General features: G+C 41.8%; 18 protein-coding genes. 10 read left to right on the top strand and 8 right to left on the bottom strand.

The annotated features are described in order from the left end of the window. Positions 1-52: 52 nt before the first annotated feature. Together B9N86_RS27565 and B9N86_RS27570 are read right to left on the bottom strand one after the other, a co-directional pair. Entirely contained in the window at positions 53-874 is an 822-nt protein-coding gene (locus tag B9N86_RS27565) for an MBL fold metallo-hydrolase (RefSeq protein WP_208916237.1), read from the bottom strand. Then, positions 855-1,730 carry a LysR family transcriptional regulator gene (locus tag B9N86_RS27570; protein ID WP_208916238.1) on the bottom strand — a complete coding sequence of 292 codons (876 nt, stop codon included), beginning with the start codon at positions 1,728-1,730 and terminating at the stop codon, positions 855-857. Before B9N86_RS27570 ends, B9N86_RS27565 begins: the two co-directional genes overlap by 20 nt. Before the next feature lie 115 nt (positions 1,731-1,845). Between B9N86_RS27570 and B9N86_RS27575 the strand changes: the two genes are divergently transcribed. From B9N86_RS27575 to B9N86_RS27605, 7 genes are all read left to right on the top strand, one after another. After that, the gene (locus B9N86_RS27575; RefSeq protein WP_208916239.1) at positions 1,846-2,952 is read left to right on the top strand and encodes a Gfo/Idh/MocA family protein; all 1,107 of its coding nucleotides are present in this window, start codon (positions 1,846-1,848) and stop codon (positions 2,950-2,952) included. Between the two features lie 226 nt (positions 2,953-3,178). Then, positions 3,179-5,089, top strand: coding sequence for a beta-N-acetylhexosaminidase (locus B9N86_RS27580; protein ID WP_208916240.1), 1,911 nt, complete (start codon positions 3,179-3,181; stop codon positions 5,087-5,089). A gap of 247 nt (positions 5,090-5,336) precedes the next feature. Then, positions 5,337-7,523 (top strand): AraC family transcriptional regulator, encoded by a 2,187-nt coding sequence (locus tag B9N86_RS27585; RefSeq protein ID WP_208916241.1) that lies wholly within the window; start codon positions 5,337-5,339, stop codon positions 7,521-7,523. 176 nt (positions 7,524-7,699) lie between these two features. After that, positions 7,700-8,635 carry an ABC transporter permease gene (locus B9N86_RS27590; protein WP_208916242.1) on the top strand — a complete coding sequence of 312 codons (936 nt, stop codon included), beginning with the start codon at positions 7,700-7,702 and terminating at the stop codon, positions 8,633-8,635. A 12-nt stretch (positions 8,636-8,647) separates the two neighbouring features. Further along, positions 8,648-9,514 carry a carbohydrate ABC transporter permease gene (locus tag B9N86_RS27595; protein ID WP_208916243.1) on the top strand — a complete coding sequence of 289 codons (867 nt, stop codon included), beginning with the start codon at positions 8,648-8,650 and terminating at the stop codon, positions 9,512-9,514. A gap of 32 nt (positions 9,515-9,546) precedes the next feature. After that, positions 9,547-11,103, top strand: a complete 1,557-nt coding sequence (locus tag B9N86_RS27600; protein ID WP_208916244.1) for an ABC transporter substrate-binding protein — start codon at positions 9,547-9,549, stop codon at positions 11,101-11,103. A gap of 40 nt (positions 11,104-11,143) precedes the next feature. Next, positions 11,144-13,333, top strand: a complete 2,190-nt coding sequence (locus tag B9N86_RS27605) for a DUF4855 domain-containing protein (RefSeq protein WP_208916245.1) — start codon at positions 11,144-11,146, stop codon at positions 13,331-13,333. Between the two features lie 151 nt (positions 13,334-13,484). Here B9N86_RS27605 and B9N86_RS27610 read toward each other — a convergent pair whose 3' ends face one another. The 3 genes from B9N86_RS27610 to B9N86_RS27620 are packed head-to-tail and all read right to left on the bottom strand — an operon-like array spanning position 13,485 to position 16,463. Further along, positions 13,485-14,147 (bottom strand): response regulator, encoded by a 663-nt coding sequence (locus B9N86_RS27610; RefSeq protein ID WP_208920863.1) that lies wholly within the window; start codon positions 14,145-14,147, stop codon positions 13,485-13,487. Then, entirely contained in the window at positions 14,116-15,561 is a 1,446-nt protein-coding gene (locus B9N86_RS27615; RefSeq protein ID WP_244562871.1) for a sensor histidine kinase, read from the bottom strand. The genes B9N86_RS27610 and B9N86_RS27615 overlap by 32 nt, the downstream gene beginning before the upstream one ends. A 14-nt stretch (positions 15,562-15,575) precedes the next feature. Then, positions 15,576-16,463, bottom strand: a complete 888-nt coding sequence (locus tag B9N86_RS27620; protein ID WP_208916247.1) for a substrate-binding domain-containing protein — start codon at positions 16,461-16,463, stop codon at positions 15,576-15,578. 338 nt (positions 16,464-16,801) lie between these two features. Between B9N86_RS27620 and pgtP the strand changes: the two genes are divergently transcribed. Both pgtP and B9N86_RS27630 read left to right on the top strand, forming a co-directional pair. Next, positions 16,802-18,172 (top strand): phosphoglycerate transporter PgtP, encoded by a 1,371-nt coding sequence (gene pgtP, locus B9N86_RS27625; protein WP_208916248.1) that lies wholly within the window; start codon positions 16,802-16,804, stop codon positions 18,170-18,172. A 225-nt stretch (positions 18,173-18,397) separates the two neighbouring features. Beyond that, the gene (locus B9N86_RS27630; protein WP_208916249.1) at positions 18,398-19,306 is read left to right on the top strand and encodes an EamA family transporter; all 909 of its coding nucleotides are present in this window, start codon (positions 18,398-18,400) and stop codon (positions 19,304-19,306) included. A 106-nt stretch (positions 19,307-19,412) separates the two neighbouring features. Here B9N86_RS27630 and B9N86_RS27635 read toward each other — a convergent pair whose 3' ends face one another. From B9N86_RS27635 to B9N86_RS27645, 3 genes are all read right to left on the bottom strand, one after another. Next, positions 19,413-19,958 carry a GNAT family N-acetyltransferase gene (locus B9N86_RS27635; RefSeq protein WP_208916250.1) on the bottom strand — a complete coding sequence of 182 codons (546 nt, stop codon included), beginning with the start codon at positions 19,956-19,958 and terminating at the stop codon, positions 19,413-19,415. Positions 19,959-20,036: 78 nt separating this feature from the next. After that, the gene (locus tag B9N86_RS27640; protein WP_208916251.1) at positions 20,037-20,990 is read right to left on the bottom strand and encodes an alpha/beta fold hydrolase; all 954 of its coding nucleotides are present in this window, start codon (positions 20,988-20,990) and stop codon (positions 20,037-20,039) included. A 16-nt stretch (positions 20,991-21,006) separates the two neighbouring features. Then, a complete protein-coding gene (locus B9N86_RS27645) occupies positions 21,007-21,396 on the bottom strand; it encodes an iron chaperone (protein ID WP_208920865.1) in 390 nt (129 codons plus the stop codon). Positions 21,397-21,527: 131 nt separating this feature from the next. On the opposite strand from B9N86_RS27645, the gene B9N86_RS27650 reads away from it, so the two are divergent. Next, complete coding sequence (locus B9N86_RS27650; RefSeq protein ID WP_244562872.1) at positions 21,528-22,562, top strand: alpha/beta hydrolase; 1,035 nt, start codon at positions 21,528-21,530, stop codon at positions 22,560-22,562. The last annotated feature ends 14 nt before the right edge of the window (positions 22,563-22,576 follow it).

Here is a 22,576-nt window from a genome sequence, read left to right on the forward strand (position 1 = left end):
TCAAAGTTAACATAAAACATTAATTTGTATAGTTTCCTATACAACAGACATGTTACCCACCCATAAATTCACTTCTAATAATACTTACATTTTCCTTGTGACAGGCTGTGGTAAAGGCGGATAAGAAGGCGTGCTCTTTATACAGCGCATCAAGAGCGCACTCATTGTTGATAAGGACCGCCTCACAAAGTCGGTTTAAGTAATCCGATGCCATATCCAAGCGTCTCTTCATCTCTGACGAATCAGCAGTCGTTTGCCCATGACCTGGTACAAGCAATTGAATGGAATGAGCAGCGAAAATACGGTCCGCCTTCTCCAGCGTTTGCATATACGCCTTCGCGCTCTGATAAATAAATGGCAGTTCAAAATTCGATAAATAATCTCCAGCAATCATGATCCCGAGCGGTTCAATGACGGTAATTACTCCATCTTCCGTATGTCCCGGAGCTAGATAGAAAGTCATCGTAGTGTCTCCTAACCGAAGCTGCTGTCCATCCTTATGAATCACAATGTCGACCCTCGGAAATTCAATCGGATAGTCCCGGCTAATATAATGTTTGTTATCGAACTCTCGGATCATTTGAAGCGTCTGCTCTTTCTCCGATTGATGATGCAGCCCGCTACTTCCAATCACTCTCGCATCAGGAAACGCTTGATAGCCAATAATATGATCGAAATCCCCGTGCGTAAAGAGAAGATAAGTGTCCCGCTCCCCTTTGATCGTATTTACATATTGCTTGATCGCCTCTACTTCGTCCGGTAGCCAGTTCGGGTCTACGATGAGTACCATTTCCTTCGTTTGAATTACCGTCGAGGTCGTCTGATATAATGCGCTCTGGAACACCGTTACGTGTTCACTCTGGTATTGAATCAAATGTATCTCCCCTTCCACTTACATCTACGATCATATTCATTAATTGCTGCTCAATCCCTGTGATTTTATGGTTCTTTCTATAACAGATGAATTTTTCAATTTCACAATAGCTATGATCTATCACTTTATAATTCCTTACTCCTAACGCAGCCGTATCCGATTCTGGAATCAAAGTTACCCCCATCCCAAGTTGACACATCTTAATCATAGATTCCAAGGCAGCAATTTGAACAAAATCTGATCTAATTACCTGGCGATCCTCAAGTAATAAATCAAATATTTTTTTATAATAACAATTTTCAGAAGAAATGATTAGATTATCATTTTTCAAAATCTCATCAAGCGGCTTATCCAAGCTTTTACCGATTAGCACTAGTTTTTCAGTTCCATATTTTTTGTAATGAAGCGATTTAACGTCCGTCTTCCCCACTAGAAATCCAATATCAATCATTCCGTTTACGAGCTCTTCTTCAATTTTTGGTGTGCTCCCTGTTTTTATGCTAACCATCAAATTTTCATATTTTTCATATAATACTTCCATTGTATCATCGAAGTTTGCAGGATTTTTACTTACCATTAACCCAAGCTTTAGCGAAAGGCTTTCTTCACTCATTAAACTTCTGGTTTCTTCCCATAGTAATACAATCTTCTTGAACTGAGCATAAAGTTTTTTACCCTTTTCATTTAGCTCCATCCCTCTTGGCTTTCTATAAAAAAGTTCTGTATTGAACTCACTTTCAATTTTTTTGATTTTTGCTGTCATATTGGATTGCAGCTGAAGCAGTTCTTTCGCAGCAAGTGAAATACTTTTATGTTCTGCAACGGTAATAAATGCTCTCATATTTTCAATGTCCAAATGGATTCATCCTCTTTATATCAATTTATTTGATACGTTCATCAAATAAAAACATTATTTTTGATACCCACAAAATATTATACTGCTATTAACAAATATATGGGAGGAACTCTCTATGGAAAACAAAAAAATCAAGGTGGGCATTATCGGAGGTTCCATTCGAAATCGGTGGGCCAGTACTACACACATCCCCGCTTTAATCAAAAGCAAGCATCATCAAATTACTGCCATTGCAACAACGAACATGGAATCAGCTAAAGAATCAGCTAATCAAATTGGAGAAATCGAAGCGTATGATAATTATAAAGAAATGCTTGCATCTAAGAACGTTGATATGATCATTGTCAGCGTAAAAGCTCCTTTCCACAAAGAAATCGTACTGAACACAATTAGAGCCAATAAACATATTTATTGTGAATGGCCCCTCGCCATAGGTACAATTGAAGTAGAATCCATCATGAAAGAAATGGGTCAATCCACGATCAAGCATGCCATTGGTTTACAATCACGCCAGGCAGATGAAGTAAAACTTGTTAAAGACATGATAGATAACGATGAAATCGGAAACATTTTATCCATAAATATGAAAGTTTCCACACACGCGAAAGGAAATTGGGTCGATAAAGCCGGTAGTTATATCCTTGATCGAAAAAACGGAGCCACATTATTAACCATTAACGGTGGACATTCTTTAGATGTAATAACTTTCATTTTCGGACATTTTACTGAAGTTCAAGCAAACCACCATACACATTATACGGAAGCTCGTATTATGGATAACGATAGTACGATCAACAAAAATATAGAGGATCAGTATTTGATTCATGGAAAAATTAATAACAACATCCCCATCGTTGCCCATCTGCAAGGTGGGGCTTATCCTCAATTTCTTTTGGAAATACAAGGAGAACGAGGGATCATCAGACTCTACCAAAATCAATCCATCGGACATCCGCAATATGGCGGTTTGAGTGTTTCGTTAGCTAAATATGATTCAACACAAACTATTACCACCAGTCAAAATAGTGACTTCACTGTTCTAATGGAAGACAATAAAGAAGTGCCTTTCACAAATGTATGTAGAGCACACCAATCCTTCGCTAAAGACATACTATTGAATACAAATGAAACCCCAAATTTTCATTATGCTTCGTATTTGCATCGATTGATAACTGCCATAGAAGTATCAGCAGAAACAGGGGAGAAAATTAGTATAGAATAATCGAAGTTGAGCGCTGCTGGATAGCAGCGCTCTTTGTTATTATTAAAAAAACTTAGATTCATCCACAGTTGCTCTGTATCTCAGTTATTTAATCCTTAGGTCAGCGATTGGAGTCTAAATCAACAGAAAGTAATTATTGTTTTCCCCATAGTATTAGAATAAGATTAAACATTATAATGTTATTATGTTTTCCTTCACAAAATCATAGATGCAGGAGGGATTTTAAATGAAGTTACGTTTTGAGGGCGATGTTACGGATATCATGCCCGGTGTACAATTACTGTTGCACGAGCTTGGTGTTGACTTACAGGAGGATGGAATACCCGTTCACATAGGATCGTCGGAAGGTGATCTGGAAGTCGGTCGCGAGCAGGACCACGCTTACATTCGTTACGGAAGGAAGCACCAATTTTTCCGAGGGTTTGGTTTACTCATTCAACATAGTCGCAAGAGCCATACCTTTCATATTCGGGAAAAGCAGCAGTTTGACCAGATTGGACCCATGTTCGATCTATCCCGCAACGCGGTACTCACGGTGGACAGCTTTAAATTCATGCTGAATAAAATGGCTTTAATGGGAATGAACACCGTTATGTTGTATATGGAAGATACATACGAAATCGAAGGGGATCCCTATTTCGGATACATGCGAGGTCGTTACACGCAAGAAGAGCTAAAAGAAATTGACGATTACGCCGACCAATTCGGCATTGAGGCTTTTCCAAGCATCCAAACCCTCGCGCATCTGGAGGAATTCCTGAAATGGGAGCCGATCAAGCATTACCGTGATACGAAAGGCGCCCTGCTAGTCGGAAGCGAACAGACGGATTCTCTGATTGAGCGGATGATCGAGGCAGCAAGTGCACCGTTCCGCAGCAAGAAGATTCATATCGGAATGGACGAAGCGGAGGAGCTCGGGCGGGGTAAATATTTGGACCTTAACGGATACGAGAGCCGTTTTAATATTATGGTTGCGCATTTAGATAAGGTATTGGAAGCCGTTCGCAAGCGTGGTCTGAAACCGATGATGTGGAGCGATATGTTCTTGAAGCTCGCATCTGGAAACGGTGACGAATATTACGATAAAGAAACCTCCATTCCTGAGGAAATGGCTCGCCGTATCCCCAAAGACGTTGATATGGTGTATTGGGACTACGTCCATATGGAGCCAGAGGATTACGAGAAGGTGATTGCCAATCACCGGCCGCTCGGCTGCAACCTGGTATTCGCGGGAGCGGTGTGGATTTTCAACACGTTCGGCGTGAACTACGGACTATCCTTGAACGCTTCGGATGTCGCATTGCAAGTATGCAAGCAGGAAGGCATCCGCGAGGTGTACGCGACCATGTGGGGAGACGACGGCAATGAGGGAAATCCGTTCGCTGCGCTGCTTGGTTTGCAGCTCTATGCCGAACACGCTTACTCGGAACAAAAACCAACGCAAGCTCAGCTAGCGGAGCGAGTTAAATTCTGTACGGGAATTGAGATGGATACATTCCTGCAGCTGAAGGATCTGGACGAAATCCCTGGGCAGGAGCCAAACAACGCCAAACAAAGCAACCCTTCGAAATTTTTGCTGTACCAAGATGTGCTTCTTGGGTTGTTCGACAAGCAAATTGAAGGTCTGAATCTGGCGGACCACTATGCCGAGTTAGAGCAAAGAATACGTGAAAAACGCGACAACGACGCAGAGCTTGATTATCTGTTTGAAATGCCGGAGAAGCTAAGCGCCGTGTTGAAACGCAAAAGCGAGATCGGTATCTTATTAAAGCAAGCTTATGACGCCAAGGATACCGATTCACTGAGACACATAGGAACGAACGTACTGCCCGCCATTTCGAAAGCGGTTCAAGAACTACGTGCCGCACACCGAACGCAGTGGCTTCGGATGTTCAAACCCTTCGGCTGGGAAGTGATCGACATTCGCTATGGCGGTGTCATCAACCGTTTGGATACCGCATCAGTCAGAATTCTTGACTATGTAAAGGGACGAATTACGAGCATTGAAGAACTGGAGCAGGAACGATTAGTGTACAGCACAACCAACCGCTTCAACCATAAAGGTGTCGGCTGGTGCAGTCATTATTACCGTATGGCCTCGCCAAACGTGTTTTATCATGTTCTGAATCCTTTTTAAGTGATATAAGTGAAGCGATAAAAAAACGGCACTTACCTATTCTAGGTAAGTGTCGTTTGTGCTCTTAAGGCATCTACCTTTCCACCCCCAGCTCCGGCAAGCGGAGCTCTAGATAATAAGCGATTAGACAATTGAGAACTTGACAGGCGAACGAGAACTAGGCAAAAACAAGGGGATTAGGTTATGATAGAACCCAAAATTGTATACAGTTTCCTGACAAAGTAGAAGGGGGAGCGACATTTAGCTTATGTTCAAATCAACGTATTTGCGCATTTTTTTGTGGAGCTGCATCTTGATTACCGTCATTATCTTCCCGTTTTCCTTATTTCTGGTTCAGCGGTTCTCAGATTATGCCTCCTCCCAGCTTGGATATATCAACCGAGACAGAATAGAGGAAACATTAGACCGTACGGAATTCATCCTGGCTAAACTGAAGTGGTACGGCTTGAACATGTATGAGGATCAGACGATTCAGAACTGGATGTATTCCCAAGAGGATGATCCCTTGCTGGATGCCGCAGCCCTTCAGACATTGTCAAAGTATTTATCAAAGGAGTCCTTTTTTGAAGGCGCTTACTTATTTAATATGCGCAGGGAAAAAGTGATGGATTTCAATGTTGGTCTCCTTCCGTTCGACGAGTTTACAGATAGGACTATTTTGGAGCGGGTTAAGCAGAAGGACCCGTTCTTATTGCGGTATTTTCATCATGAGACAGGGGGTAAATCATATATAACCTTGATGATTCCGCCTTCTTATGTCAAGAAGGAACAGTATGGATATTTGGTCGTGCTATTAAATAAACAAGTGCTGCAGAACTATCTTATTTCCGGGGAAGGCGATACGGATCATCAGGTGACACTCATAGACCATTCTGGGCAGACGATTTTGGGTCAGATGGATGAAGAAATGATGACTAGCGTGATGAGTTCGAGAACAGACGCCAAGAAGAGCTCCTTCGAGCTGAAAGTAAAAGGACAGACTGCATACGTGAATTATGCCGATTTAGATTCTCAAGATTGGACGATTTATTCCCTGTCCAGCATGCAACAGTTCCGTACTCAGGTGACTTCCTTCCAACAGATGATCGTATTATGCTCGATTCTACTGCTCATCATGTTGCTGCTGGCTGTACTCTGGAACTCACATATCTTCTTCAAGCCTTTTCGAGTCCTTGCGACTCAAATCCATGGCAAGCTCGGTATTCGAGCCAAGAGCGACATTGACGCCATTCAACAAAGCGTTATTTTACTGCGAGATCACTCCCCTCTGATCAAGACAGAATATTTACGGCGATGGATATTGCAGGGCAGATTGAGCGACAACGCAAGAGAGGCTCTTTCCCATGAATCAAGGATACTCAATTACGAATGGATAAGGCTGTCCGTTGTCAAAATAGATGCTTTCTACGAAACTACAGAGCGTTACGATTTCACCTCCCAGAGACTGTTGAAATATGCAATTGGCAACATTGCGGAAGAGCTGCTCGGCAATAAGGATCGCTCAATCGAGGTTGTGGATTTCGGCGGTGACCACCTGCTCCTCCTTATAGGTGTTGCCGATCATGCGGCCGACTTGACTGAAGAGTTGAGCGAACTGAGCCGTATGGTGACACGCTATGTTCAGCTCAACATAACCGTTGCATGCAGCACAGCAAAGCATGTTCGTGATGATCTGCGCGCGGTATACGACGACTTACGAGAATTGACGTTGTTCAAATTCGTAAGCGGGGATGACAAAATATATACAGAGCAAGAATATGAGCGCTACGCAGATTTACAATACCAACCGGATGACACCTTGCAGGACCTCCTCATTCAGTCGATCCGTAGCGGCAAGAATGAGCAATCCTTTAATTTGCTGGAACAATGGTTTATACGGCTGCAAGCGATGAAATACTCCGAATGTCAATTCCAGCTGAAATTGATGCTCTTCTCCTTCGTCAGATCATTTAGCCAGCTTACCACCGTACATCATGTAGAGGGAATTGAAAGTCACTTAAAAAAATTTGCAAAACTTGAAGACATACACCTGTGGATGAAACATGAGATTGCTCGAATCATCTCTCTGCTCGGTGACCAGAAAAGCTTGAACCGCAAAGGGAAGATCGTAGATGAAATTATTGAATATATTCGATATCACATTCACGATCCAAGGCTGTCTGTCGAGAATATTGCCGATCACATTGCACTGTCAGCCAAGTATGTACGTCAGTTGTTTCTTGACCAATACGGTATGTCATTATCCAATTATATTTTGAATTTGCGGATCGAGAAAGTGAAGGAATTGCTTCAACAATCGGACATGAGCGTTGCTGAAATTTCGCAGCAGGCAGGATTTCAGACGAAGAGTCATTTTTTTACGGCATTCAAGAAAGCGACTGGAATGACACCGGCCCAATATCGTTATCAGCAGATCAATGGAGCGAGTGGCTGATTACCAAGCTTTATAAATGAGTACAGAACCTGACTGGAATAATGATTACCCGTGCAGAAGCCATATAAGAACCTTTTTCGACCACTGAGAACTATCCAAGGCTGCTGAACCACTGCTACGATAACCATGTTGAACGACACATACATCACATTGATTGATCGTGAGGAGGTGAATTATTGAGGAGTAATAAAGGAAAGAATAATGGATTTATCCATGAGGTCGTGAAAAATCGGTACTTGTATTTGCTTGCACTTCCAGGCATGTTGTTCCTGCTTATATTTGCGTATACCCCTATGCTTGGGCATTTGCTTGCCTTCCAGAACTATCGTCTCTCTGACGGACTGTTTGGCAGCGAATGGGTGGGATTTAAAAATTTCGAGTTTTTCTTTATGGGTAAGGACTGGCTGCGTGTTACATGGAACACCGTGTTCTTGAACGGGTTGTTTCTGGTATTCGGTATAGGTACTGCGGTAGTGCTCGCCGTGCTATTGAATGAAGTCACCAACAAGTGGTTCAAGAAGACAGCGCAGTCCTTTGTGTTTTTACCGTACTTCATCTCATGGCTTGTCGTCAGCATGATGGTACAGACGATGTTTAGCTCATCCGAAGGGATGCTGAACCAAGCGCTGGTCGCTCTTGGATACGAAGGAGTGGACTGGTACCTAACTCCAAGTGTATGGCCGTTTATTTTGACGTTCGTATATGTCTGGAAAATAGCAGGGTATAACTCGATTATCTTCCTGGCCTCCATAACGAGTATTTCATCAGAGTATTATGAGTGCGCCAAAATTGAAGGGGCCAGCCGCTTGCAGCAAATCATTTACATTACTCTTCCACTGCTGCGCCCAATCATTATTGTTTTGACGCTGCTTGGTATAGGACGAATTTTCTATGGAGATTTCGGCATGATCTATGCCCTCATAGGAGACGTTGGCGTATTGTTCCCAACTACAGATGTCATCGATACGTATGCGTATCGTGCGTTGCGGCAAATGGGCAATTTCAGTATGTCCTCCGCGATCATCCTCTATCAGTCATTTATGGGGCTTATCACAGTTATTCTATTTAATTGGCTTGCACGCAAGGTCGATTCAGATTCTAGATTGTTCTAAGGTGTGATTAAAATGCGGGAGCGATTGTTCCTTGGCGTTGTTTACGTGCTATTAATCGGGTTTGCGTTGATCTGCTTCATCCCCTTTTGGATTGTGCTGATTAACTCTTTTGCAGACGAGTCGGTTATTCAAACCTCCGGGTATCAGTTATTTCCGACTTCGTTTAGTCTGGATGCCTACACCTTTCTATTGTCAGGGGAGCAGGTATTCCGAAGCTATGGTGTCACATTGTTCGTTACGATTGCAGGAACGATGCTTGGCGTCACCCTTACAGCAACCTATGCGTATGTTCTAAGCCATCCGAAGGTGAAGTATCGTCACGTACTCTCGTTCTTAACTTTTCTAACGATGCTGTTCGGTGCAGGGCTCGTCGGGTTTTATATGCTAATCGCCAACTGGCTGCATCTCAAAGACTCCTTATGGGCGCTTATTCTCCCCTACCTGCTCAACCCGTTCTATGCGTTCATTCTCGTTTCCTACTACCGCTCCTTGCCCTACGAGATGAATGAAGCCGCAACGGTGGACGGGGCGAATGACATTCATATCTTCTTTCGTGTCATATGGCCTGTTTCATTGCCGGTTATCGCTACGGTTGCACTGTTCTATGCACTGCAGTATTGGAATGACTGGTACTTGTCACTTCTCTTTATTGATAATTACAAGATGCATCCGCTACAAATTATGATCCGCCAGCTAATGTCCAACTTGAATGCGATGTCTTACGTTGGTGGGAGTCAGACGGACTACAACATTATGATTCCGACATATGGCATGCAGCTAGCCATTGTATGTATTACGATTGGACCGATTGTTCTCGTGTATCCTTTCGTGCAGAAATATTTTATTAAGGGTATGACGCTAGGGTCTGTTAAAGGTTAACTCCAGATCACTTATTCAGGGGGAGCGAGGAAATGAGAATGAAACGTTGGCTTACCTTCTCACTTGTGCTGCTGTTGTCATTATCTCTGGCCGTAGGTTGCTCGAAAGCGCCGAATGATACGCCAGCACCAGAATCATCTAAGGGAAATCAAACAGATAAAGAAGGCACTAAATTGGAACCGGTTACACTTAAAATCATGATTCCAGGAGATCGTCCACCAGATATGGATGAGGTTATCGCAGAAGCTGAACAACGGATGAAGGATACGATCAATGTCAAGTTAGACATTGTTTTCGTACCATGGGCTGATTTGGGTCAGAAGACACAAGTGACGCTTGCTTCGGGGGAAAATATCGACCTTATCTTCGATGCACCGTGGCTTCACATTAATCAAATGATCGCAGATGGGTTCTATGAACCACTGGACGACTTGCTCGCGCAATACGGTAAGGCCGTGCTGGAGAAGCGTCCGCAGCAAATGTGGGATGCGAATAAGTATAACGGCAAGATTATGGCTGTACCGCTTGGTGTCGTCTACATGTCGGGTAACTCCTATGTCGTACGCAAAGACATACGCGAGAAGCTAGGGATACCTCCTATTAAAACGTACGAAGATTTAATTAATTTTGCTTATAAGGTGAAGGAAAAAGAGCCGGGCATCGCGCCATTCACAGCGGGAGGAACGTCGGGATTGCAGCAGTCATCCATTGTAGCCCAACGCAGCTTGAACGATTATGATACGCATGTCCGTTACACACATGCGCTCGGAAGCAGTCTGACGCTGTATTATAAGAATAATGACGGCAAGGTATATAACCTGTTCGAGGATCCTGAACCAGTATTGTCTTGGTTGAAGGATGCCAGACAGTTGTATAATGACGGGATCGTATATAAAGACATTTTGACAGCCAAGGATTTCTTGCAGCCATTTATGAGTGGCAAAGCTGCGATCGTCACGAAAGGATCGTTCGGTACAGGTCTTACCTTTGACCAGCAGTTCAAAAACAATGTCCCGAATGGGGATTTGGAAACCGTCACATTTTTTGATAAAACCAAGGGTGCCAATATGACCAACTTCAAGCAGTGGAATTTCCTCGCTGTGCCGAAGGTAAGCAAAAATAAGGAACGCGCAGTGATGTTCATGAACTGGGCAAATGAGAAGGAAAACTATGATTTGCTGTCCTACGGCATTCAAGGGAAGCACTGGGAGCCTGTTGGCGATAGCGAAGTAAAGCTGCTCGATACAAAAGGATACTGGGGATTTGGATATGTATGGGTATGGAACCCGATAGATGAACGTTCAGATGTCGACCGAGATAAGCGTAATGACGAATATGAAGCTGTATTGCGCGATGCTGACAGCTTTACGAAGGATGTTCTTACAGGATTCGAATTCGACTCTTCAGCCGTGCAGAACGACCTCAGTCAATACAATACGGTAGAGGCCAAGTATTACCCTGCAATGTTTAATGGTGTTCTCGATCCAGAAGAGACATTGAAGAAGTTCGAAGCAGAGGCCGGGCCTTCACTCAAGCGTATACAAGAGGAATTGCAGAAGCAAATCGATGCTTTCATGGCCAACAAGTAGACGTTAATGGTCAGTAAAAAATCAATGAAGGGTGGGATGAATGATGAGAAAGAAATATATGTCCGCGCTGTTATCGCTCTTCTTAATGCTGCTTACTGTCGCACCGGTATATGGGGAAACAACAGCGAGCTATGAACAAATCGAGCAGACAGTGCCTGAAGAAGGAATGCCGATAGGAGAATCTGATGAAACTAGTGTGACCGAAGAGGATGATGAAGCAGAAGAGTTTGAAGAGACTGAGGAACCGGGTAAGCTTGAAGAGGTTGATGGAATTCATAATGTAGATGGAATTGACGAGGGCGAAGACATCGAAGGCTTGATGAGCAAAAAGGCTCCGAAAAAGCTAAAGAACTTGGCCCATGGTCTCAACTACCAGTTGTCAGAGCCTCCAAGTCCAGACTACCCTGATGAGGGTGGCCAGTTAACGGATGGTATCAAGGCAGAAGCTAGCTTCCAAGATACGAACTGGGTAGGATTTTTCAAGGGGCATCTCAAGGAAGTTGTGTTCGATTTAGGAGAAGCAAAGTCAATTGCATCGATTAATACGCAGTTTTTACAAGAGTCATCTTCCAGCATCTTCTTCCCTGTCACAGTCAGCTTTTATGTGTCCAATGATGGTCAGAGCTGGTCAACGTTGAACCATGTCGGCAGTAAAAAGCGCTTATGGCAGCAAACACCTCCGAATATACAGCAATATTCCTGGAATGGGGAAACGGACGGCTTCCGAAATGTCAAAGGTAAAGGAACGATGGCGTATGCCCGATATGTAAAAGTACAGTTCATGGCGGATTGGTTCAAGTTCATCGATGAGGTCGAGATATGGGGTTACGATGGCAAGCAGAAGCATGCCAAGAAGCTTCCACCAGATAAATTGTCCTATCTTCAGCCAGGGTCGAAAACAGCAGGCATTCATGATCTTGTACTCATTCCAAATGGATACTATCCAAACAACTTGGGAGATTGGAGTAAGGAGGATTACATTCCGTACGTTGCCTATGTCGATAAGAACGGGAACCCTGTCGATTGGATGATCGATGGCTATTTGATGGCACCTTATCGGACTCCAGATTGGCGGGCTTTCAACTCAATATACCCTCCATCGAATAAGCAGGATTGGGAATGGCTCTTGAATAAGACGTTCGACCAAGGTGGAGACGTTGATAACCTGAACGAAGCTGTAAAGGAAATCGGCCAGAAGCTGAATCAACCTGGACATAAAGTAAAACTCGTAATGACGATTCCAACGGCATCAGAATTGCAAACTGACTTTGGTGATGTAGATGGCGATGGTGTGTCCGAGAACTTTAACTCGGCAAGTGCAGGTGCGGATCTAGCGTTCGATAATAAGAAGAAGGCAATTAAATGGTTCGTTGATGAAGTAATGAACAAATGGGAGAGCGCCAACTTCAGTAATGTAGAGCTGGTCGGCTTGTATTGGAATGACGAGTTCATCGAAATAGAAGCGCCTTATACCGAAGAAATTGTGACGTGGACGAGTGAATTGACTCACACGGTAGGCAAAAAGCTATTCTGGATTCCATACTTCCATGGCGGCCAGCCGTTCGATTGGAAGAAGCTCGGGCTCGATAATGCGGCCTTGCAGCCAAATCATTTTTTCGACGGCACGGATAAGTCTCGAGTTGACGATGCGGCGATCTTAAGCAAGACGTTTAATATGGCTGTTGAGATGGAGTTTGACGATCGTATGATAGGGAGCAATAACTATGCACAAAGGTTCCTTGATTATTTAAACGGCGGTGTGGAGCATGGTTATATGAATGCTTACAGAGCTTGGTATCAAGGAAACAAGACGATCCTGAACTTGGCGTACAACAAGAGTCCGCAAGTGCGTCAATACTATGATTACTTGTACGAATATATAAAAGGCACCTATACAACGAAAGAACTTATCCCTTATCGTTATCCCACGGAATTGAAAGTAAATGATTTGTCTATTCCGATCCAACACAGTAATGAACCTCGTGAGTTAGGAAAAATCGTGTATTATGACAACGCATATGGTGATTCCACCCGATCGAATGAGTGGGGAATGGAATTCACCGTAGTAGACGGAGTCGTTACCAACATAATCGATTATCCTGAGCGAAATTCGGCGATACCTCAGGACAACGGCTACGTTCTCTCGATCCATATGGACAGTCCATTCTATGATCCGGTTAAGAATAATGTGAAGATAGGTGATCGGGTGGAACTCGTTTATCCTAATTAACAATCATAGGGACGGACTGCCGCAGCTGCTCAATGATCTTTTTTTGCATGAGGCACACCCGCCCGCCAGAACGATGATATCCATCATTCTGGCGGGCGGTTTGCTGTTGTATTCATTGTCATGTTCGTAATCTGGGGCGAATCTAGAAAGATTAATCTTCACTCAACAGATTGTATTTTATTGCATATTCTACAAGTTCACTTTTTTTAGTCAGATTCAATTTATTCATCATCCTCGTCTTATGGGTATCCACCGTCTTGATACTAATTAATAGCTGTTGTGCAGTCTCAACTAACGTATACCCTCTTACAAGATAGCTTAGTACTTCTCGTTCACGGTCGCTCAAAATAACAAAAGGGCTGTTATCCTCTACGGTTTGCGGCGCTTTATGAAGCACCGATGCAATCAATGTTTGTGTATCTTGTGGTCGAAGATACACATAGCCGCTCTGAACCGTATCAATGGCTGTATATAACTCTTCATCAACTGCCACCTTCGGAATATATCCGACTGCACCTTCTTTCATAATAGTTGTTATATAATCCTCATCTTCATGCATCGTAAGTACGATAACTTTTGCGTGTGCGTGACAGGCCTTGATTTTTTTGAGCACCTCTATTCCATCCATGTGCGGCATACTAATATCGAGAATTAAAATATGTGGTCTAAGCTCTTCGTATAACCGAAGAGCTTCAATGCCATTTGAAGCTTCACCTACCACTTTATTGGCTGGCTTCTTCTGCAGCAGCAGCTTTAAGCCGGACCTAAGCAACGCATGATCATCAGCAATCAATATAGTTATGGTTTGTTCCATCATTACACCCTTTATTCAATATTAGCGGTATCGAAACGACGATCTCAGTTCCTCCGGTACTTATTGGATATATGAAGAAAGATCCTCCAAGCAGCTCCGCTCTCTCTTTCATACCGTATATACCGATACGATTGTGCTGACGGGCCAACTCAAAGTCGTCTCGCTGAATTCCGCAGCCGTTGTCCCTTATTATCAAGGTAACCGACTGCTTGAGAATCTCCATGTTTATAGATATTTGAGTTGCAGCCGAATGCTTAGCAACATTCGTCATGCCTTCTTGCAGAATACGATACATCGCTACAGCAATATGGCCTTCAATACCAATATCCTCTTCATCTGGTGTGAATAGTTCCACTTCAATATGATATTTCTCCTCATATTTCTTCACAAATTTTTTTATCGCGGGTACTAATCCCATATCGTCCAATATTGGCGGCCTTAACTCTACAGCTAAATCTCTAATTTCCCGTAAAATACTCGCCGCAGTATCTCTGCTGGTGTTAAGCAGTTCCTGCTGCTCGGCGTCTTTCGCTTCATTCGACAAAATTCGCATCGTGACCATTAAGGATGCAAGCGCTTGGCTTGTCTCATCATGAAGTTCCCTCGATATTCTCTTCTTCTCATCTTCCTGGGCAGACAGTAGCTTCAGAATCAACTTGTCCCGGAGATGTTCTTTCGCTTGAAGCTCTCTCAGCAGTAATTCAACTTCAGCGTTAGAATTAATTAATTTATCAGCCATTTCATTAAAGGCACTACCTAATCTACCTACTTCATCGCTATTCGTTATACTTGCACGCATCGTCAGATTACCAGCTGATATACCTGTAGCAACCGCAACTAGATTGTTTATTGGTCTCGTAATGAAGCGAGTCATATAATACGTAATTATCGCTGTAACTACACAGATGAACAGCGTTACATAAAACAGTGCCTTCATCTTTATGTTGATGTAGGTCTGAGCCTTCGTATCCGTCATACCAACGCGAACAAACCCTACATCCCCCTCCTCGATCGGCATAAGTACATCATAGATTGTTCCTTCATCTGACATCAGTGTTGCAACCTGTAATGTATGACCACTCTCAGGTGTATGCGCTTGTATGATTCCCTTAGGCAAGTATCCTTCAAAGGTATCCCCTACCACATCATGACTACTATTAATAATTAATATATATCGAACATCATCATTCGTAAGTTGTGCTTGTGAAATCAGCTGATGAATCGAGTATTGTTCATCCATAAGGATGTAGTCCGAGCTTAACGATGCAATACTGTGTGCTACACTAATGCCCCTCTTCTTAAGCTCATCTGTCATGATCGTATGAAGCGAATCCCAAATGATCCATCCTAAGGCGGAGGCAAGAAAAATTAAAGAAGCGATAATAACTCCAAATATTTTTTGATTGATATTCATTTTCTTCAATAATTTCATAAGCCGTCCCAGTATTTCGCATCGAAAGGAACATAGCGATCAATAAATAATCCTTCCAGAGCCTGCTTCATATCAGATTGCTTATGCATATTAAAGAAGCTGTTCATAATTATCTTTTTCTCTTCTTCAGGAATACTGCTGTTGATGACAACAGGGCCTGTTCCAAGAGGCTTTGACTTGTCCAGAATACGCAAAGAGGCAACCGACTCTGGATCTTTCGCCTTGGCTTGTTCATAGATCGAGCTGCTGAGTGCTGAAGCATCGACTACTCGATTACGAACTGCATTAAGTGACTTTTCATGATTGTAAGTATACGTGTATCTGCTGAAAAAATGTTCCGGCGTCTCACCAAATTCAGCTAATTTCTCACTTAAAAATAGATAGCTGGAATTACTGGATGGATCGGCAATAGCTACGCTTTTCCCTTTCAACTGGCTAATATTCGTAATATTGCTGTCTTGATTGACGACAAGGTAACCATAGTAGTATGGAACTCCCATTCGCTCCTGCATTGCAATCGCTTCAATTCCTTCAACTTGATTATAGGTTACATATGCACCTGATGAAAACAAGGCGATGTCAGCACCGCCGTTCATCATGAGCATGCCGATCTCATTATAGCTCTTGCGTTGAATGAGGATCGCTGGCCTATCCAGCTGTTTACCGATATAATCAGCGATCTTTCGATAATGCTTAATCGTCTCGCTCGGTGACAGCACACTTGAAATGGCTACACGCACTGGTGGCAGCTCCTCCTTCTCCGTACTGGCAGGTACAGGCTCTACCTCAGAAAATACGATATTGATGTCGGAATGGCTACTTGAGCATCCTGATGCAAATAATGATATCAGGAAGATCAACAGCATGTTTGAAAGCCCTTTCATATTTTCCTCCGTTCCTTTTAGAATACATCCTCTGGCAAGCCTATATACTTGTCCAAATCTGACTCTAGTATAGTACAAATTCTAAATACGCTCTATGAACTTGTTAATTATTTACCAGTCATGTGATATATTACTGAATTTTTTATATGTTATTGTCGTTTTTTCTGACACGACTTCCAAATAATCTTACATAAAATCAGAACTTCGCTGATAGTTTGCAAGAACAAACAAGTTGATAATTAAACCAGTGGCATACGCTACTCCACTGGAGAGGTTGTGATCGTAACGATACTTTGCAACGACTATTAATGAAAACACTATCATGAAGGAGAAATTGTATGATTTCCTTTTTAAGACCCAAAGTAACTACCTCTAAGGTAGCGCCTCAGGACGTCCAAAAAACATACATGCGCTATCGAATGCAGTCGCTAATAGGTGTGTTTTTTGGTTACATGGCATACTATGTCGTACGTAGTAACTTTTCATTGTCAACACCTTATCTAAAAGAGGCACTTAACCTATCTTCTACAGAAGTTGGTTTGTTAACCAGTTGCATGCTCATTGCATATGGCATAAGCAAAGGTCTTATGAGTAGTCTTGCAGATAAAGCTGATCCCAAAAGGTATATGGCATTAGGCCTTCTCTTGTGTGCCCTTGTTAACATCATGTTGGGGTTCACAACAGGGTTCTGGATGTTTGCCATTCTCGTTGTGTTGCTAGGTGTGTTCCAAGGTATGGGGGTTGGACCTTCTTTTATTACCCTCTCGAATTGGTTCCCTCATAAGATGAAAGGTCGAATTGTTGCAGTATGGAATATATCGCATAACATCGGCGCTGGGATCGTAGCGCCAATCGTTGGTGTCGGTTTTGCTATGTTGGGACCAGATCATTGGCAAGCTGCAAGCTATCAGGTACCAGCTGCGATTGCCATCGTATTTGCCCTAGTTATATTGGCCTTTACTAAAGGCTCCCCAGTAAGCGAAGGTTTGCCTCCGTTGAGTGAGATTGTTGAGGATGAAAAAGAAATAAATATTAAGGCTAAAGGTAATGTACAAGCTCCAGAAAATCTGAATGCTTGGCAAATCTTTAAGAACTATGTCCTGTTCAATAAGAATGCTTGGTACGTGTCACTGATGGATGTATTCGTATACATGGTTCGATTCGGTATCATTAGCTGGCTGCCTATCTATTTGATGACTGTTAAAGGATTCTCCAAAGAAGAGATGGGTCTTGCTTTCTTATTCTTCGAGTGGGCTGCTATTCCTTCCACTCTCTTGGTAGGCTACTTATCTGATAAGCTGTTCAAAGGATATCGTATGCCTCCTGCAATTATTGCAATGGTACTCATCTTCTTCTGTATCATTGGTTACTGGCAAAGTGGTTCTTTGCTCACAACAACTATTTTCGCTGCAATTATTGGATGTTTAATTTACGTACCACAATTCTTGGCTTCTGTACAAACGTTAGAAGTCGTACCTCCATTCGCTGTTGGTTCTGCAGTAGGCTTACGCGGATTCCTGAGCTATATTCTTGGAGCATCGCTCGGTACTACTCTGTTCGGTGTGCTGGTTGATAATGTTGGTTGGAATGGTGGATTCTACTTACTACTTTCCGCTTCTGTACTGTGTGTAGTATTCTGTGTCCTCCTTCATAAAGGAGTAAAAGAAATGGAAAAGTATAATGATGAACAAAAGCAATTAGCAACATAAAGTTTTACTTCTTCTTAATGTATTAGGCCCGCAGGCATGGACACTGTAGAAAAAGTGACCCACCTGCGGGTCACTTTTTTGCTTTTCAAATTATAGACAGTACTCTACCGTAGTGATAAATACCATAACCAAATGATCAATTGTATTTTAAACTATTTATTTGTGCCAAGATCGTATACGGGGATCAATTTGATCTAATTCAATCTACAACAAGGAGTACTGTTCATGTGGTTTTTATTTGCTTTATTAACAGCTTTCGCTTGGGGAGGTGCGGATCTATTTTATAAAAAAGGCAGTGATAGTAATGACCGATTCAGCCATATTAAAATCGTCATTATGGTAGGCTTGGTTATGGGAATTCACGCCACAGCTTATATGCTCATCCAGGGAATAAACTTTGATCCCACAGATATGATTCGCTATTTTCCTGTATCTGCACTTTACATCTTGTCGATGACGATCGGTTATATCGGTTTGAGATATATTGAGCTTTCCATTGCGTCTCCCGTGCAGAATTCTTCCGGAGCCATTACGGCCATACTATTGTTCATCTTTTTCACTCACGAACTGAACATCATTGAAATATTGGGTGTGACTATTGTTACCTTTGGCGTAATTGGAATTGCTATCTTGGAAAAAAATTCGGAACGCGAATCACTCCGGATCAGTTCAACACAGATTGATAAAAAATATCAAATCGGCTTTATAGCCATCTTTTTCCCGATTTTATACAGCTTAATCGATGGACTCGGAACCTTTGCCGATGCAGTTTACTTGGACGAGTTGAAACTGATCAGTGAAGATGCAGCCCTGCTCGCTTATGAGTTCACTTTTTTCATTTGTGCTGTATTGGCATTTACATACCTAAAGTTTATTAAAAAAGAACCGTTCAACCTCTTCAAAGAACGTGTCAAAGGCTATGCTGCCATCTTTGAAACAACCGGGCAGTTCTTCTATGTGTTCGCCATGTCCAGCAACGCCATTATCGCAGCACCCCTTATTGCTTCCTACAGCATTTTTTCGGTCATCTTATCCCGAATATTCCTCAAAGAGCGGTTGAGCAAGGTGCAATATGCGGTTATTATCGTTGTAATTCTAGGGATTGCATTGTTAGGGATTGCTGATGAGCTTTGATAGGATGGGAAATGAAAGAAAAAAGACACCTTATGAGGTGTCTCAGATTGTAAATTGCCTCACATACGCTTAATGGCAATAGTATAATGTGAAATGTAGAAAATGCTTATATGCCAGTGTTTAAAATTCCATAATGAATAAGGTCTTCAAATTTATCTTCTTTATTGACATGCTGTAATAAAACACCTTCTTGCACCATGCCAACTTTCTGCATAACCCGTCCAGAGCCGGGATTTGAAGCAAAGTATCTCGCATATACTTTGTGGTAATGCTTTTCTGAAAAAGCAAACTCAATGATCGCTTTTGTTGCTTCAGTTGCATATCCTTTACCCCAATTTTCCTCACCTATCCAATATCCAAGTTCGCCATTTCTGTGTGTTTGTTTATTTGACAGTCCTATAGCTCCATAAAGCTCGTTTGTACTTTTATCAGTAATGGCAAACTCATATGATTTATTATTGTTAAAATTATCTTCATGTGTTTGAATCCATGATAATGCACAATCAATGGGGTATGGATAAGGTAGAGTCAATGTACTTTTGTAGACATTATAATTATTGCAGAGCTCACAGACACGCCCAGCATCAGATAATTCAAATGGTCTTAAAATCAATCTTTTGGTAGTAATTGTTCTTTGTTCTTGATTGTACATTGTTCTACCTCCCGTTGAAGTTAATATAAATTTTTATAATGTCGACAGCCTGAGACACCTTATTTACCTATTGAATGTTCAGATACTCTCTATAAATTTCACGCTTTCTTCCACAATGATTTCAGGTTCGTAGTCATGAATATAATGCCCACTATCCAAAATCATATATTTTCCATCCTGTGCAGCTCCAACGTACTCCATTAAAAGATTTTTCCAATCATCTAATGGCACTTCTTTTCCATTCGATATAAAGAAGTACATCGGCACATTAGGGATACCGCCCTCTGATACTTTTTGGGCATTGTTTACTATCATCTTAACTTCTTCATTCATATTTGATGTTTGTGTTTTTTCATAAAATATCGCTCGGTAAATATTCTTTTCTTGTTCTGATAAATGGTTTTCTTCTATTGCAGCAGAAGAATTAACTATGGACGGAAAAAAACGAGTAATGCCGATCCGAGCAGCAAAACTTGTAATTCCCATCGTGAAATCTGATGGCAGAGGAAATTTTTCATATGCTGCTGGAATAGCAGGGTCAAGTCCCATGATAGCAGTTACTTCTTCAGGATATTTTTGTGCCCAATATAGAGCCTCGATACCAGACATTGAATGTGGATATAGAATATAAGGTGCTTGTTCACCTGCTAATGATAAAGCAGTCCTAGTCTCTTCTAATATAGTATCTATATCACGAGAGACAGCTGCCGTTTCGCTATAACCATAACCCGCCTTTTCTACGACTACAATTCTATATTGGTTAGACAATTTAGAATACAGCCCTTTGAAATCTAACACTGGAGAGGAAGTGCCGCCACCTGACATAAAGACTAGAGTTTTAGCACCGCTTCCCTCCGTATATACGTGCATTTGGTGGTTATTCACATTCACCATAGTTCCTATTGGAGAAAGTATTGCCGACTCTTTCTTCAATTGAATTCTATGATTGATAAAACTAACTGCAATGATTAAGAGCAAGATACATATGACAACTATAAAAATAATTCTAATCTTCCCCAGTACTTTTTTCATTTTGATCCTCCAGAAATCATTTCTTCTTTTTTAATTTACCTTCAGCTTTTTCTATATTCTCAGCAACTCTAAATTGAACGATTTTTCTTATTAATTCATAAGGCAGCGGCTTGTCTATAGGAAATTGTATGGACCCTTTTGCCCCTTTATATTTAGATAATTCATGTTTAAATGCATTAATCCCACTTGGGGCTGGATAAAATCCAATATGATTTTTATAAGCGGCAAAATGCACCAGATTTCCATGCAGCACAAAAGTAGGCATTTGATAGCTTATCTTTTCCTTTGCGTCTGGCGCCGACTCTTTAATAACTTTTCTTAATGTTTCAAGTATTGCCTGAACCTCATGAGGAAATTGTGAAATATAATCATCCATTGACTCATACGTAATTTTATTTCCTTCCATGACTTCTCCTTTCATAAACCTTAGTTAGTAGTCCTAGCAGCGTCCCAAACTGACAGATTTGATGGCACCAAGCAAGTTTCTCGTATGGTATAGTTATCCTAATTATACCTATAACTAGGATGGTGTGCGATTTGAAGTTTCTCTCCAAAAAGCGGGACTTTGAAATATCAGAAACTGGCATCAGTACAGTTGAAAAGTTGAATATTGGCGGGATTGAGCAGACCATTTTATTACAAGCTGAACATATCGACAAACCCGTACTTCTATTTATTCATGGGGGCCCAAGCATGCCGCTGCCAGGGGTAAGCTGTAGATCTCGGGATTACACGGTGGCAACTTCCACTAAGGAACTTATTAAACATTATGTACTTGTATTTTGGGACCAGAGAGGAACAGGAAAGTCATATCATCCAAGCATCCCTAAGGAATCAATGAATCTCTCTCAGTTTATTTCTGACGCAGAAGAGCTTGTCGATTATCTCAGGAGCCGTTTTAATCAACATAAAATATTTATTGCTGCACATTCATGGGGAAGCGTGATCGGACTATCCCTTGCAGCAAAAATCCCTAATAAATTGCATGCTTACGCAGGAATTTCTCAGATTGTAGATTGGCCTGAAAACGACCGACTTTGTCGGGAATGGGCAATAAACGAAGCAAAAAAGAGAGGTAACAAAAAAGCTGTTGCTGAATTAACCCTATTAGGAGAACCACCTTACACGAAAAGCTTAAAGCAATGGGGACAATTACGAAAATGGCTAATGAAATACAATTCCATGGTATATACGGATAAAGAAATTCACCATCCTCGTCTCATAGACGCTATGAAGATTATGCTTTATTCGCCTGATTATACTCTGAAGGACATTTACAATTCATTCTATAAAGGCTTCATGTTTTCTTACACACAGCAAATGATCGAAGATTTTTCGACAGTCAATTTTTTAAATACCGTAAAAAGTACCGATATACCTATCTACTTTATTCATGGACGAAAAGATGTTCATGTTTACGGCTGCCTAGTTCAGAAATACTTTGATCAATTGAACGCCACCAAAACAAAAGAGTTATTCTGGGTCGAGAAGTCATCGCATATGTTTCATCCTGACGACGCCAAAAAGATTGAAAATATACTGATAAGTATGCAGGAGGTAAAATATAGCTAATACATAGGAAAACC

The sequence above is a fragment of the Paenibacillus uliginis N3/975 genome, from assembly GCF_900177425.1.
GTDB lineage: Bacteria > Bacillota > Bacilli > Paenibacillales > Paenibacillaceae > Paenibacillus_AQ > Paenibacillus_AQ uliginis.